Source organism: Paenibacillus sp. EPM92 (genome assembly GCF_016586185.1).
Classification (GTDB): domain Bacteria; phylum Bacillota; class Bacilli; order Paenibacillales; family NBRC-103111; genus Paenibacillus_G; species Paenibacillus_G validus.
This window is the reverse complement of sequence record NZ_BCPS01000109.1, coordinates 1-14,610: the sequence shown is the minus strand read 5'-3', so window position 1 is coordinate 14,610 and position 14,610 is coordinate 1. Positions and strand designations below refer to the sequence as shown.

Here is a 14,610-nt window from a genome sequence, read left to right as displayed (position 1 = left end):
TTATTCGTTCACACGAAGCAGCCGCCATTCGGAGAACCCGCCTTCCAATCAACATGTCAGCAATAAACTATAATGATTCAGCAAGATCGGTTGTATTATTTTTCGGTATGCCTCGTTTACACTTAGACTAAAGTTTCGGTGGAACAATCGAGGTGGACGATGTCGCTTCTTAAACTGAGAAATATTAGCAAAATGTTCTATGGCGTTCAGGTGCTCCATGAGATCAATTTGGAATTGAGAGCCGGAGAAGTCCATGCGCTTGTCGGAGAGAATGGGGCCGGTAAATCAACGCTCGTCAACATAGTCGCAGGCGTACATGAACTAACCTCTGGCGAAATCTATGTGGACAATCGGAAGGTGCACATAAAGTCGCCTTATCACGCCAAGAAGCTGGGAATTTCTATTGTGTATCAGGAACCTTGTCTGATTCCGGATATGACGATCGCCGAGAACATATTTATCGGGGCGCAGCCTTCTTTCTTAGGTATTTTCTCCAATTACATGAACATGAAAAAGAAATCCAGGGAGCTGTTGAAATCGCTCGGGAGCCATCTTCATCCGGCTGCGCTTGTCCGGTATCTTTCCCCGGCAGACCGGTATCTTGTAGCGATCGCCCAGGCAGTCGCGCATAAACCGAAAATATTGATTATGGATGAACCCGGCGATTATTTGAACGATCATGAACGCTCGCATCTGTTCCGGCTGATCAAGAGCTTAAAGGAACAAGGGATTGCGATCCTATATATCACCCACCGGCTCAAGGAAATTGCTGATCTGTGCGACCGGATCACCGTGTTGCGCGACGGCCGGCATGTGATTACATGTAAGGTGAACGGACTATCGGAGCGGGATATGGTCCGGCTCATGCTGGGACGCGAGCTTCACACTTTATTTCCGCCCGTTAACGAAGTATTGGGTAAAGAATTGCTGCGGATTGAGCGTTTATCGAAGGAACCCTGGTTCCATCATGTAAGTTTCAAGCTGCACGAAGGTGAAATATTAGGCTTGACCGGTCTGGTAGGATCCGGACAAACGGAATTGGCCAGTACCATCTTCGGAGAAACCAAGAAAGATTTCGGCGTAATTTACTGTAAAAATATAGAGTTCGATGCAGCTAATCCTCACCAAGCGGTGAAGAAGCATTTTGGCTATGTGCACGAAAACCGGATCGAGTCAGGACTGCTGATGGACATGAGCGTATCCAGTAATTTATCCATTTCGAGCTGGAACAGGCTTTCCCGCCGTCACTTTATGTACAAAGACGATGAGCGGGACCTGGCGATCGATAAAGTGATGGAGCTGGACATCAAAATTCATCATGTTGACCAGGAAGTAAAGTATTTAAGCGGCGGGAATCAGCAGAAGGTCATGTTGGGCAGATGGCTTGCAGCCGACAGCGAGATCTACCTGTTGGATGAACCGACACGCGGTATGGATATGGGCTCGAAGGCCGAGTTGTATGTACTGATTCATGAACTGGTCAAGAAAGGCAAGGGGGTTGTCTTAATTTCTTCGGATCTGCAGGAGCTCCTGGGTCTATGTACGCGCATCTTGGTCATGCATCATGGAAAAGTAGCGGGCGAGCTGCCTCGTCATGAAGCGACGGAAGAAAAGATTTTAAATCTGATGCAATAGTTTCATCAATAATAGCGTGAAGAGGTGTTACGATTTGCAACAGGGACAGAAACAAGGATCTATGCCAGAAATCATTTCTCCGTTTGCCAACATGCGTGTATCGAAACGAAGCCTTTTTCGTTACTTGGGAAGTCTGGGACTGCTTGCCGTGATCCTCATTTTTTGTGCAGTTCTCACCATGCTTTCGCCCGTCTTTTTTACGGCGACGAATTGGGTCAACCTGCTTCTTCAATCGACGATTCTTGCTGTGCTTGCTATGGGATTAACCTTTGTTATGATGACGGGAGGAATCGACCTTTCGGTTGGAGCGGTATTGGCGGTTTCGTCTATGATCGGTCTTGACCTGATTGTCGACCATCAAGCTCCTGTCCTCGTGGGAGTTGCAGCTTCATTGCTGATCGGCATCCTTTTCGGCTTGGTTAACGGGATTATGGTCACCCGAGTGGGAATCCCTCCGCTTATCGTGACTTTGGCCACAATGGGAGTTGCGCGCGGGATCGTCCTTATTTATTCGGATGGAGCTAAAGTAACGAAAATTCCGGACAGCATTATTTATTGGGCCAATGGGGAAATAGAGGGGATTCCCGTACTGCTTCTCATCGTCGGGTTGTTGGCGATGATCGCCCATATCCTTCTTTCACACACGATATACGGACGATCCCTCCGTGCCAGCGGCGGGAATGAATTAGCAGCGAGACTGGCAGGAGTCCGGACCAAGGGCGTCATCACGGGCGCCTATGTGCTGTCGGGAGCGACGGCGTCCATCTCAGGCCTTCTGCTTGCAGCCCGGCTGGAATCGGCGGGTCCGAACGCCGGATTGGGCATGGAACAGACCGTCATTGCGGCTGTCGTCATTGGCGGCACCAGTTTATTTGGCGGACAAGGCCATATAGTGGGCACCCTGCTGGGCGTTCTCCTGATTTCCCTTGTTTCCAACGCGGTGAATTTGTTGAATGTACCGCCGGCATGGGATCAAGTGGTGAAAGGCTTGGTTATTCTTATCGCGGCGTTACTCGATGTGTACCGAAGGAAATATTCGCAGGACGGTTACTCCAAATAACGAAGGGGGATCGCAGGCTGCGCGCATAGCCAATAAACGGATTGGGGAAAAATACGGTTGATTCCTATTAAGTGCTAGCAGAAGAAAGGCGAAAAGAGACCCATGCCATATGCAGAAGTCAACGGAACTACGTTGTATTACCGTGTTAAGGGATCGGGGTTGCCGATCATTTTCGTTCATCCTCCCTTGCTGGAGGGCAACAACTTCGACGATCAGTTGGAACAGCTGTCCGACACTTATCAAATTATAACCGTCGATGTTCGTGGTCATGGCAGGAGCCCCTATTCCAAGCAGCCGCTGACCATTCCGTTGATAGCCGGCGATATTCGCGGGTTAATGGACGCGCTCGAGGTGAAGAAGGCTTGCATTTGCGGCTATTCGACCGGCGGCTCGGTGGCGCTTGCGGCCATGCTCGCTTATCCGGGCCTGTTCCACGGGGGAATCCTTATAAGCGCTATGTCGGAGGTCAGCGATCTTATGCTGAGAAGCAGGTTCTGGGCTGCGATTTATACATCGGGCCTTCATGCCAAACGAGTTCTGACCGCAGCCATCACCTGGGGCAATGCGAGCTCACCGGAAAACTTTAAGAAGCTCTATAGTGCTGCCCTAAGAGGAGACATCCGCAATCACAAGCAATATTACAAAAGCGGATTGACTTATAGCTGCACGCAGCGGCTGAAGGAGATTCCCCTGCCGACCCTGCTGCTCTACGGTAAGAAAGATTCCGGCTTTCACAAATATGCGAAAATGCTCCACCGGCAATTGCCGAACAGCACGCTGCATTTCATCCCTAAAGCGAAACACCAGCTGCCAACCAAATGGGCAGGCCCGACTAACAGGCTGATTCGACAGTGGATCGAGGCGCAGCCGTTTGCAACAACGGGTCGTCGCATCCTTCGCGACCTCCAGGAGACGCACGTTCCTATCCCTGTATTTGAGCCTGGGACGATTCAAGAAGAGCCTAATCAACAAGCATAAAAAGATACTTGCATACATCACTTTAAGGCTGTTGAGCATGGTCAACAGCCTTAAACCGTTCGCCGCGACAGGCTATTTTTCTACGGTTGTAGATTTTCGAAAGGTTAGCAGCTCGGATACCGTAACGAATCGGTAGCCGCGTTCCTTCAATTCGGGAAGCACTTGCTTCAAGGCTTCCAGCGTTTGGCTTTTTCCTTCGACATAATCGTGGAATAGAACAATGTCGCCGTTACGCGCGTTTTTCAAAACTTTGTTGACGATTTTATTTACGCCCGGCTTGTTCCAGTCCTCGGTGTCCTGATGCCATGACCACATGACGACCAGATAACCGTTTTTTTTCGAAGCATCCACTACATTTTCGCTGTAATAGCCTCCAGGAGGTCGGAACAGATGCGGTTTCTCCCCCGTTGTCGTGAAGATGGCTTGTTCGGCCTTTAGTATTTCATTTTTTATTTTTTCCCCGCCCATCCTTTTTCTGAAATAACTGTGACTGTAGGTATGGTTCGCAATTTCATGGCCTTCGACGATTTCCCTCTTTGCCAGCTCGGGGTACATTTCAACGCGCTTTCCGACTACAAAGAAGGTTGCTTTCGCCTCATATTGTTTCAGAAGGTCTAAAATTGCCGGGGTATCCGCAGGATCGGGACCATCGTCAAAGGTTAGAGCTATTATTTTTTCGTCGCTGGGTACTTCCCACACAATATCCCCCCGGGCTTCATAATATTCCCGATTTTTGTTTTGCGGTGCGGCCTGAACATGGTTCAGCAATGTGGCGGAGAGTAAAGCAGTTGCAACCAGTGAACGGCAGATGATGCGCATCATATTCCTCCTTCAATGTAACATCCCTATAATAACCATCTTGTTGGCATCCTATGTTCACATTATTATCCTGTCATTGTTTTCTTTATTTATGTAGAAAATGAATGCTGACAAACTAATAGGGAAGTGGGCCAAGTGAAGCAAATGAACAAACAACTTATCATCCTGACGATTTGCGCCAGCGCCATATTTGGGCTGCCTCAAATTCTGTTCGCTGAACAGCTGCTGGAGCAAGGGGGGCTCCCAAAGGCGGTCATTGTGATCGATGATTTGGGGAACAACATGACGGGGACGGAAGAAATGCTCAATTTGCCTTATCCGATTACGGTTGCGATTATGCCGTTTCTACCGTCAACCAAGAGTGATGCGGAAGCGGCTCATCGTAAGGGACACGATGTTATTGTTCATTTGCCGATGGAGCCGTTGAAAGGGAATCGGAGCTGGCTCGGCCCAGGCGCAATTACTTGCGATTTAAGCGATGAGGAAATCCGTAAACGGGTAAATGCGGCCATCGACGATGTTCCGCACGCGATTGGAATCAATAATCATATGGGATCGAAAGCGACCGTTGACGAGCGTGTGATGAACATCGTGTTGACGGTTTGCCATGAAAGAGGACTATTCTTTCTGGACAGTCATACCAATTATCGGAGTATTGTCTCGAAAGTGGCCCGACAGATCGGTGTTCCTTGCATAGAAAACCACATTTTTTTAGATGATATAAAAAATAAAAAACATGTGATGAAGCAGCTCCGATTATTGCAGCAGCATTTAACGGAACACGAAAAGTGTGTCGCAATCGGACATGTTGGAGCAGGGGGAAAGGGGACGGCCGAAGTTATTAAACAAGTGCAGGCTCAAGCGCGTGATATCGAATTCGTAGTTATTTCCAAGCTGATCGAAGGCCAAGGCATTCAAGAAAATCCATTGCAATTCCATCCCAATTAAAAAGGAGCGAGTTTCGAATGTTCATCCAAACAGGTAAAGGTATAGCTCTGCTGGCCCTCTCATTGTCCGTGTTCGCCGCTGGCTGCACGAATAAAACAACGAATCAGGTAAGGCAGCAGGCGGCTCCGCAGCCAGCTCAAAACGCACCGTTAACGAATGCTGAAAACCGTGTCGAAATCGCTAAAAATGCGGCTGACAAGATTGTCCGATTGAATGGCGTCAAGCAAGCCAATGTGCTGGTTACCAGACGCAATGCTTATGTAGCGGCGGTCGTGGACACGCCTCAAACGGAAATCCCGCAACAGCTGGAAGAACAAATCGCCAATGAGGTTCGTTCAACCGATCCGAATATCCAGCACGTTTATGTGTCCACGAATCCCGAATTTGTAGACCGGGTTAACCGGTACGTTCAAGATATAGGGCAAGGAAGACCGGTAGCCGGTTTTGTTGAAGAATTCAGTGCGATGATCCAGCGTCTTTTTCCAACGGCCCGTTAAATTAAAAAGGTAAAATATAAAAGAAACAAATAAAAGGAGCCGGCGCGGCTCCTTTTATTTGTCCTTGTTTAATAAGTATTATAAATGTTTTCGCACTCTTCGGCGGTGGGTTCATAGAAGCAATGTCTTTTATACCGTCCTACCAAAGGCTGGTTATACCAAGTCGGAGGACAATCACCGGGAGGTCTGAAATACCACAAACTGAATTTCGCCGGCCAATGTCTCTCGCCATCGACCGATCTTTTGGCCAGACGTTTTTCCCGATCACGTGCCTTTTGGTAGAAATATCCATACAATGTCGCTTCGAAAGCGTGTGGCTGAAATACCATTTGCGGAATCGTACGAATGTCTTTAAAGTCGGAGCAATTGGCCCGGACCCGGTTAATTCCTACGTTCCCGACAAGCAGCATGCCCTTTTCGCCTTCGCCTTCCGCTTCAGCCCGAAGCAATCTGGCCAAGAGTGCAATATCCTGTTCTCTGGCTTTAACAACCGCCATGATTTCACCTCTTTATTTTGGAGATATGGGGGTAACGGTTTTTGACAATACATACTATTCAAACGCGGAATTTATGTGACGTTCACCCATCAGGGTGTCAGCAAGCCGGGTTCACGAGCTGGAATTCGCTTTGGCGACAGGACGTCGCTTACGGTCCCTATATGCAATCCTTTGTGCTGCAAAGCCTGGATCATCCCGTCAAGCGCCAGGCTGGATGAACGGGTGGGATGCATCAGAATCAATGACCCGTTCCCGGCTTTAGTCCCAATCTTATGAATGAGGGATTGCGGACTCGGATTTTGCCAGTCCACCGTATCCAAAGTCCATAACACGGTGTTCAGCTTCAAGCTTAACGCGATTTCTACGGTTTGCTTATCGAAATCACCGGAAGGGGGAGCGAACCAGCGGTTCTTAACCTGCAAGTGCGTTTGAAGCAGCTGCTCGGTTTTTGAAATTTCCAGGAGAGCCTGACTTTTGCTTAATTGGCTCATATTTTTGTGGGAATACGCGTGATTGGACAGCTCATGGCCGCGGCTTCCTATCTTTTGTGCGGTGGCCACATTTTTTTTCAGCCAGGAACCGTCAAAGAAAAAGGTCGCTTTCACTTTATGCTTGTCCAAGGTGTCGAGAATTTTGGGAATGAATTCTTCGCCCCAGGCTACATTGATCATAAAAGCGGCCATCGGTTTTTGAGGGTTGCCGCTATAGATCGGCTCCGCTCCCAAATTATCCAGATTCACACTCGGCGAGGTTTCGTTATATACATATTGAATCGGGCTGCCGGCAGGCTTGTTCTTATTGAGCTCGTAGGTTCGTTCCGTATCGACCTCAAGGCCATTATAACCCGGTATGGCGCCCCACACGCGATCGACCCTCGCGTCAACGGGAGGAATTCGCTTCTTCGGAGCTTCCTCGATAATTCGGGTCATCACGGCATCCAGACCGAGAGGCGGCGCAGAGAATCCGGTGATGAGAGGCAGTGCGCAAAGCGCCAGGGCATAACAACGTTTGAACTGAAACATTTCGTTCATAACTCCTTTCCTTTGTCTCCATGATTTCATTGATTTTGTTCACCGGTATCTTTTTGGCTTAAACTGAACAATCAAAAAGAGCAGCGGGATATAGGCGTATACAAAATAAAAACTGAAATTGTCGTATAAATCGGCAAATTGCCTGATAAGTCTGCGCTCGTCCAAGACGTTGGACAATACGAAGAACAGAATTAGAAAAACGATCAGGCTTGAGCGCTGCTTGATAGGGGAGATTCTCTCTCTCCAACGCCAGTTTGAATAATCCGAATCTTGGGATGATGTTGATGGATGGTCTGTTCCAAAAATAAAATGTTTTTAGTTTCGGTCAGATCTATTTCAGGCGGAGCATCTTTGATCTGGCAATTCAAGATAAAATCGATTTCGTTCGTAATTGAAATTTGCACAAAATCGCTGGATTTTTTAGTTTTCTCAAACAAATGCACAATATGTTGTTGAGGATTTGCTGCTTGTTTCTTATTTATTCTTGAACAGCCATGGCCGGAATAACATAATAGGGTCACCTCACCCATTAGCATCTATAGAAGGTTAAATTTCTATTCAATGAAAAGCCGAAGGGCCACTCCTTATCAGGAATGGCCCTCTTGCTATGGATGGGATTATTCGAATATTCCACTAGTTCTTATTTCTGCAAGGCTTGTTTGACCGTATCCTTCAAAGGCGTCAAGGTTCCGATCAGCTTGACCAGATCATCCGATGTTTTAGATGTCTCGCCCACGGAAACCGCATGATAAATACCCGCCATAAGTACGGCAATAGGCTCAGGCAAGCCGGCGTTCAAGAGTATATTTTTTTCTTCTTCGAAGGAAACGGACTGGTGAACGATTTTTTTACCGGTAACCTCAGAAACGATTTGAGCCAAATCGTCAAAGCTCCAGGTTTGATTGGAAACAAGATTATACGTCTTGTTCTCATGTCCTTCACCTGCAAGAACGGTCGCTGCAGCCAAGGCCAGATCGCTGCGGGTCACGGAATTAACGGTTCCGCGACCTGTATTCGTCACAATGGCTCCATGCTCTACGGATGCGCCAAGTCCCGGATTTATAAATACTTCGGTGTACAGAGAGTTGCGAAGGAACGTATAGGGAATGCCGGTGGTACGGATCGCATGCTCCGTAGCCAGATGGACCTGGGCTAGAGGGACGATCGATTCCTCCCCAAAGGCATATCCGGTATAGGCAATATGTCGAACGCCGGCATCCCGCGCCGCTTTGACGACATTCGCATGTTGAACGACGCGCAGCGTATCGTCGGAGTCAGGGCTTGAAATAAAGAGCAGCTTGGAGGCGCCGGCGAAAGCTTGTTGAAGGGATTCCGGTTTCGTGTAATCGCCATAACGAACTTCAATTCCGAGCCCGGCGAGCGAAGAAGCTTTCTCCACATTGCGGACGACGGCTGTGATTTGAGCTGCAGGAACTTTTTTGAGCAGATGTTCGATGACAAGGCCTCCGAGTTCGCCTGTAGCGCCGGTAACAAAAATGGACATGAGATTTCTTCCCTTCTTCTGATCAATTTTTCGAGAATGGCAACATTGTAACTGATTCTGTTACAACGCATGCAAAAAAATTAGAAGAACATAGAACCAGCTACAGACCACATGAACAAATCAGCTCATTAAAGAGCGGTTTTCTTGCGTAGTTCAGTCACCAGTTGATTCAGCGTTACTTGAGCTAGTTGACGCTCCATGGCAGACTGAGCTTCAAGCATGTTCGTTCGAAGAACGGATTCGATGTTAGCCCCAACCGGACAAGCAGGGTTAGGGTGTCCATGGAAATTAAAAAGCTCACCTTTCTCGACGACTTCAACCGCCCGATAAACGTCCAGCAGCGTTATTTCATCCAGCTCTTTGCGCAGGTAAGCTCCGCCGGCACCGGCCTTGACATGCACGAATCCGGCTTTTTTGAGGCTGCTGATAATTCTGCGGATCACGACCGGGTTCGTATTTACGCTGGCCGCTATGAAATCCGATGTACATGGCGATGGACTTATAGCTATAAGAGACAAGATGTGAACAGCGATGGAAAAGCGGCTGCTAATTTGCTTCATGTCGTTCACCTCTCGGGTGTAATCATTATAGTTACAACAAAAAATGAAGTCAAGGGGATGTATCTTCTGCAGCTGCTCTTTGCGCAGAAGCCTGTCTTATATCTGATATCCTCTTTTTACCCCATTCATACATCATTTCTATAATGGGCAGCAGCGTCATGCCAAGCTCCGTCATGGAATATTCCACTCTCGGAGGCACTTCAGGAAATACCTCGCGATGGACAATGCCGTCATCGATTAATTCCTTCAGCTGGCTCGTTAACATTTTATGCGTAATTTTAGGCAATAACCTCTGAAGCTCGCTGAAGCGCTGCGCTCCCTCTCTTCCCAGATGCCAAAGGAGCACCAGCTTCCACTTTCCTCCAATAATAGCCAGCGTCAATTCTTTCTCGCAATTGAAATCCCCATTCTTGATTTTATCCAATATTTCCTCGCGCAGATCGGACATTTTATTCTCCTAACTTCTCATAAGTTACTTTTTTGTAACCAGCGCACAAAAAAGTGCATTCTTTTATAATTTCTTCACAGCGTATACAATCTAGCTTGTAAACAACTACGTTGCAAGGAGAGGTGATACGAGTGTCTAAGAAGGTATTGATTTTGACAGGGGATGCTGTCGAAGCGTTAGAAGTATACTATCCCTATTACCGCTGTCTGGAAGAAGGCTTTGAAGCGGTGATCGCTTCCCCTACAGAACAGAAGGTGCTGCATACCGTCGTCCATGATTTTGAAGGATGGCAAACCTTCACGGAAAAACAAGGCTATAACATCGAGTCGCATGCTTCTTTCGAAAATATTAACCCTGAGCAATTTGATGCGTTAATCATTCCGGGGGGACGTGCGCCGGAGCATATTCGCCTTCATCCGGATTTTGCCAGACTTGCCGGCCATTTCTTCGAAAAAAATAAACCCATAATGATCCTATGCCATGCCAGTGTAGCTCTAACGGTAATTGCAGACCATATTAAGGGCCGCGAAATGACTGCTTACTATGCTTGCCGTCCGGAGGTTGAAGCTGCGGGCGCCAAATATATTGAGACTCGCTGCCACGTCGACCGTAACCTGGTCTCCGGGCATGCTTGGAACGACCTTCCACAGCTCATGAAAGAATTTGTTAAGCAAGTCCATGCAGTAAATTAAGCTGTAGATACACTATTATACCAAATAAACAAACTATTAAAAACAAACACCAAAACCATTCATGAAGAGGAGCGAATTAAACATGGAATTGCAATTAGCGTTGGATCTCGTAGACATCCCCGGAGCAAAGAAACTGGTGAAAGAAGTTGAGGCGTATGTAGATATCGTAGAAATCGGTACGCCGGTCGTCATTAACGAAGGCCTTAGAGCCGTAAAGGAAATTAAAGAGGCATTCCCTAATTTGAAAGTATTGGCTGACCTGAAAGTCATGGACGCGGCCGGATACGAAGTTATGAAAGCATCCGAAGCCGGCGCCGATATCATCACCATTCTCGGTGTTGCCGAAGATATGACGATCAAAGGTGCCGTGGAAGAGGCTAAAAAACAAAACAAAAAAATTCTGGTCGACATGATCGGCGTTAAAGATATCGCTGGACGCGCGAAAGAACTCGATGCCTTTGGCGTAGATTACATTTGCGTCCACACCGGTTACGATCTTCAGGCAGTCGGCAAAAACTCCTTTGAGGATCTGAACACGATCAAAAGCGTCGTGAAAAATGCAAAAGTGGCAGTTGCAGGCGGCATTAAATTAGAAACGCTGCCGGAAGTCATTAAAGCAAAACCGGATCTTGTTATCGTCGGCGGCGGTATTACCGGTGCGGAAGATAAACAAGCTGTCGCAGCCGAAATGCAAAAATTGATCAAACAAGGTTAATTTATGAGCACTTCTTATTTAGCTGAAATCATAAAAGAATTAAATCGTACGGCCGACTTCGTCGCTGATCGGGAAGTTGAAGATTTGGTCGATCGTATCCTTCAATCCAAGAAGGTGTTTGTGGCCGGCGCGGGCAGATCCGGGCTGATGGTACGGGCTTTCGCCATGCGCATGATGCAAATGGGCATTGAAGCTTATGTAGTCGGCGAAACCGTAACCCCTAATTTGGAGAAGGGCGACACCTTAATCATCGGATCCGGTTCAGGAGAGACGCGAACTTTAATACCGGTAGCCGAGAAAGCCAAAAGTCTGGGGGGATCGGTCGCCGTGATTACCATTTCCCCGGAATCCACGCTTGGCAAGCTATCGGATATTACGGTGAAAATGCCCGGCTCGCCGAAAGAGCAGGAGGGCAGCGCCTATCAAACCATACAGCCGATGGGGGCATTATTTGAACAATCCCTCTTACTCGTTTGCGACGCCGTCATATTGAAGATGATGGAGAAGCAAGGACTTGATTCCCGGACGATGTTTGGCCGACATGCCAATTTGGAGTAGCTGAAAACTCGTACACAACTGAAAATAGTCCTCGCTGTTCGGTGAGGACTATTTATCAGACATCAGCATTTTCCTCGAAAGGCTCCGATCAGGAGCTTTTCTTAAATATAGATCCGTCAGGAATCGGAATTAAAGGGGGGAAAGAATCATGGATCCAATTACTTTTGTTTTGTTTGGATCGACCGGGGACTTGGCGAAAAGAAAAATATTCCCGGCGCTGTACAACTTATTTTTGGAGCAAAAATTACCCCAATCTTTTTCGGTTATCGGCTTGGGACGAAAAACGTTTACGGATGCCGAATTTCAACATTATGTCGAGCAATCTTTACGCACCTTTTCCAGACGCAAGCCTGAAGCGCAGGAGCGGCTGGAGGAATTTCTGGACTGCATCCGCTATTATGCTTTGGATGTTACGAACAAGGAAGGATACGTGGGGCTGCTCAAGCTCATTCAAGAGCGGGAAGAGCAGTTAAACATTCCTGAAAATCGGATGTTTTACTTGTCTGTCGCCCCCGAATTTTTTGACGTAATTGCTTCCCGTATCAAGGAGAGCGGTTTAGGCGATACCAAAGGCTGGAAGCGTCTTATTATTGAAAAACCTTTCGGGCACGACTTACAATCGGCCCGCGAATTAAATCATAAATTAAGCCAATCTTTTGAAGAAGATGAAATTTTCCGGATCGATCACTATCTTGGAAAGCCTATGGTGCAAAATCTCGAAACGCTGGTGGCTGCCAATCCGCTGCTTAAAGCGTTATGGAGCAATCAATATATTGCCAATATCCAAATTACGGCGAGCGAAACGGTCGGCGTCGAAGAGAGAGCCGGCTACTACGAAACTGCCGGAGCGATCCGGGATATGTTTCAGAACCATATGCTGCAGCTGCTGATGATGACGGCTATGCACTTGCCTGCCCGAATCACGGAGAAAAATGTTCGCCAGCAGAAGATTCATTTATTGAAATCGTTGCGCCGCCTATCCAAAAAGGATGCGGCAAACCACGTCGTCCGGGGTCAGTATGGCGCTGGAGACATTCAAGGCCAAGCCGTTGCTGCCTATCGTGAAGAGCCTGGGGTTGACGCTTTCTCGATGACCGATACGTTTGTTGCCGCGCGGCTTTGGATTGACGACTTTTTCTGGAATGAGGTTCCGATTTACATTCGGACCGGCAAAAGAATGAAGGAAAAGTCGACACGCATCACCGTTGAATTTAAAGACCGGTTCAAGGAACCGTACGGGAATGCCAACCAGGCCGTTCCGAACCTGTTGACGATTCAAATCAATCCGGATGAAAAGATAACGCTGCAGCTGAATAGTAAAAATCTGCTGCACAACGGACAGATGGAACCTGTCATGATGGACTTCTCGATGGATGCCAGTCAGATGCCGGAAGCTTACGAGCTTTTAATATTCGACGCGCTGAGAGGCGATGCGACGTTCTTCGCCCATTGGGAGGAAGTGGAGCTGGCCTGGGAGTGGGTGCAGCCCGTTCTCGAGGCTTTTGCCGAAAACCAGCTGCCTCTACACTTGTATCCATCGGGTTCGTACGGTCCGGCGGCGGCCCACCGTTTATTGGAGGAGCAAGGGTTTCGCTGGTGGCCGGATGAAGAAGCGGTGGATGTCAGGGAAATGACGCTGCACGTCACAGCTTCAGCGCCATAACAGGAGAACGACCCGAATCTTGACATCAGGAGGATAGCGTCATATGAAAATCGGATTAGTCGGTTTAGGTAAGATGGGTTTAAATTTGGGCAAAAATTTAATGGATCACAAGCACGAAGTGGTTGCTTTTGATTTAAATACGGACGCGGTGGCCGAAATGAAAAGCTACGGGGCACAGGGCGCATCCGGGCTGCAAGAGCTTGTTCAAGCTTTGCCGGTTCCGCGGATTGTATGGATTATGGTGCCCCATTCGGCGGTGGATACCGTCATCGGTCAAATAACGCCGCTCCTGTCCCAAGGCGATATTGTCATCGAAGCGGGGAATTCGCACTATAAGGAATCGATTCGCCGATACAATCAGTTGAAAGAAAAAGGGATTCACTTTATGGATGCCGGAACTTCCGGAGGTATGGAGGGCGCCCGGCACGGGGCCTGCTACATGGTTGGCGGGGACCCGGAAGCATGGCGTGTAGTGGAGCCCATCTTCCGCGACACCGCCGTGGACCAAGGCTATTTGTATGCGGGTAAAGCCGGGAGCGGCCACTACCTGAAGATGGTTCATAACGGAATCGAATATGGCATGATGGCCGCTATCGGTGAAGGCTTCGAGGTGTTGGAGAAAAGCGGGTTTGATTTCGACTATGAGCAGGTGGCCCGGGTCTGGAATCACGGCTCCGTCATCCGTTCCTGGCTGATGGATTTGACGGAACGCGCTTTTTCCAAAGATGCCAAGCTGGATGAGATCAAAGGTGTGATGCATTCCTCCGGCGAAGGCAAATGGACGGTGGAGGAAGCTATGGATCTTCAGACAGCGACGCCGGTCATTGCCATGTCTCTGCTGATGCGCTACCGTTCCCTGGATCACGATACGTTCACAGGCAAAGTCGTGGCCGCTCTGCGGAACGAATTTGGCGGGCATGCCGTGGAGAAAAGCACCGTTACGGTGTAGGACGCGTTTTGAAGGATTTTATCGAAAAGCGGAATAAAAAAATACACGGTACGGTA

General features: G+C 48.2%; 17 protein-coding genes. 10 read left to right on the top strand and 7 right to left on the bottom strand.

All coding sequences use genetic code 11. The features are described from left to right. The first annotated feature begins 159 nt into the window (after positions 1-159). The 3 genes from JMF85_RS26980 (at position 160) to JMF85_RS26970 (ending at position 3,673) form a co-directional block, all read left to right on the top strand. A complete protein-coding gene (locus JMF85_RS26980) occupies positions 160-1,635 on the top strand; it encodes a sugar ABC transporter ATP-binding protein (RefSeq protein ID WP_127607873.1) in 1,476 nt (491 codons plus the stop codon). A gap of 61 nt (positions 1,636-1,696) precedes the next feature. Next, positions 1,697-2,695, top strand: coding sequence for an ABC transporter permease (locus JMF85_RS26975; RefSeq protein ID WP_201319310.1), 999 nt, complete (start codon positions 1,697-1,699; stop codon positions 2,693-2,695). A gap of 102 nt (positions 2,696-2,797) precedes the next feature. Then, positions 2,798-3,673 carry an alpha/beta fold hydrolase gene (locus JMF85_RS26970; RefSeq protein WP_201319309.1) on the top strand — a complete coding sequence of 292 codons (876 nt, stop codon included), beginning with the start codon at positions 2,798-2,800 and terminating at the stop codon, positions 3,671-3,673. A 72-nt stretch (positions 3,674-3,745) separates the two neighbouring features. On the opposite strand, the gene JMF85_RS26965 is transcribed toward JMF85_RS26970, so the two are convergent. Further along, positions 3,746-4,495 (bottom strand): polysaccharide deacetylase family protein, encoded by a 750-nt coding sequence (locus JMF85_RS26965; RefSeq protein WP_201319308.1) that lies wholly within the window; start codon positions 4,493-4,495, stop codon positions 3,746-3,748. Positions 4,496-4,636: 141 nt separating this feature from the next. Between JMF85_RS26965 and JMF85_RS26960 the strand changes: the two genes are divergently transcribed. Together JMF85_RS26960 and JMF85_RS26955 are read left to right on the top strand one after the other, a co-directional pair. After that, positions 4,637-5,440 (top strand): divergent polysaccharide deacetylase family protein, encoded by an 804-nt coding sequence (locus JMF85_RS26960; RefSeq protein WP_201319329.1) that lies wholly within the window; start codon positions 4,637-4,639, stop codon positions 5,438-5,440. Positions 5,441-5,457: 17 nt separating this feature from the next. Continuing rightward, positions 5,458-5,937, top strand: a complete 480-nt coding sequence (locus tag JMF85_RS26955) for a YhcN/YlaJ family sporulation lipoprotein (RefSeq protein ID WP_164751813.1) — start codon at positions 5,458-5,460, stop codon at positions 5,935-5,937. A 68-nt stretch (positions 5,938-6,005) separates the two neighbouring features. On the opposite strand, the gene JMF85_RS26950 is transcribed toward JMF85_RS26955, so the two are convergent. The 6 genes from JMF85_RS26950 to JMF85_RS26925 form a co-directional block, all read right to left on the bottom strand. Then, positions 6,006-6,434 carry a cell wall hydrolase gene (locus JMF85_RS26950; protein WP_201319307.1) on the bottom strand — a complete coding sequence of 143 codons (429 nt, stop codon included), beginning with the start codon at positions 6,432-6,434 and terminating at the stop codon, positions 6,006-6,008. A gap of 89 nt (positions 6,435-6,523) precedes the next feature. Then, the gene (locus JMF85_RS26945; RefSeq protein ID WP_236596014.1) at positions 6,524-7,456 is read right to left on the bottom strand and encodes a polysaccharide deacetylase family protein; all 933 of its coding nucleotides are present in this window, start codon (positions 7,454-7,456) and stop codon (positions 6,524-6,526) included. Between the two features lie 212 nt (positions 7,457-7,668). Next, a complete protein-coding gene (locus JMF85_RS26940) occupies positions 7,669-7,995 on the bottom strand; it encodes a hypothetical protein (protein ID WP_127607880.1) in 327 nt (108 codons plus the stop codon). Positions 7,996-8,105: 110 nt separating this feature from the next. Then, entirely contained in the window at positions 8,106-8,969 is an 864-nt protein-coding gene (locus JMF85_RS26935; RefSeq protein ID WP_127607881.1) for an SDR family oxidoreductase, read from the bottom strand. Positions 8,970-9,097: 128 nt separating this feature from the next. Further along, entirely contained in the window at positions 9,098-9,529 is a 432-nt protein-coding gene (locus tag JMF85_RS26930; RefSeq protein ID WP_201319306.1) for an Rrf2 family transcriptional regulator, read from the bottom strand. A 49-nt stretch (positions 9,530-9,578) separates the two neighbouring features. After that, a complete protein-coding gene (locus JMF85_RS26925) occupies positions 9,579-9,977 on the bottom strand; it encodes a winged helix-turn-helix transcriptional regulator (RefSeq protein WP_127607883.1) in 399 nt (132 codons plus the stop codon). A 131-nt stretch (positions 9,978-10,108) separates the two neighbouring features. Between JMF85_RS26925 and JMF85_RS26920 the strand changes: the two genes are divergently transcribed. The 5 genes from JMF85_RS26920 to gnd all read left to right on the top strand — a co-directional run bounded on the left by JMF85_RS26920 (position 10,109) and on the right by gnd (position 14,554). After that, on the top strand, positions 10,109-10,669 hold the full coding sequence (locus JMF85_RS26920) for a DJ-1/PfpI family protein (protein WP_054799737.1): 561 nt from the start codon (positions 10,109-10,111) through the stop codon (positions 10,667-10,669). 82 nt (positions 10,670-10,751) lie between these two features. Beyond that, complete coding sequence (gene hxlA, locus JMF85_RS26915; RefSeq protein ID WP_201319305.1) at positions 10,752-11,384, top strand: 3-hexulose-6-phosphate synthase; 633 nt, start codon at positions 10,752-10,754, stop codon at positions 11,382-11,384. Between the two features lie 3 nt (positions 11,385-11,387). Further along, positions 11,388-11,942 carry a 6-phospho-3-hexuloisomerase gene (gene hxlB, locus JMF85_RS26910; protein ID WP_127607885.1) on the top strand — a complete coding sequence of 185 codons (555 nt, stop codon included), beginning with the start codon at positions 11,388-11,390 and terminating at the stop codon, positions 11,940-11,942. A 148-nt stretch (positions 11,943-12,090) separates the two neighbouring features. After that, positions 12,091-13,605 carry a glucose-6-phosphate dehydrogenase gene (zwf, locus tag JMF85_RS26905; RefSeq protein WP_155614452.1) on the top strand — a complete coding sequence of 505 codons (1,515 nt, stop codon included), beginning with the start codon at positions 12,091-12,093 and terminating at the stop codon, positions 13,603-13,605. Between the two features lie 43 nt (positions 13,606-13,648). Next, entirely contained in the window at positions 13,649-14,554 is a 906-nt protein-coding gene (gnd, locus tag JMF85_RS26900) for a phosphogluconate dehydrogenase (NAD(+)-dependent, decarboxylating) (RefSeq protein WP_054797197.1), read from the top strand. Positions 14,555-14,610 lie beyond the last annotated feature (56 nt).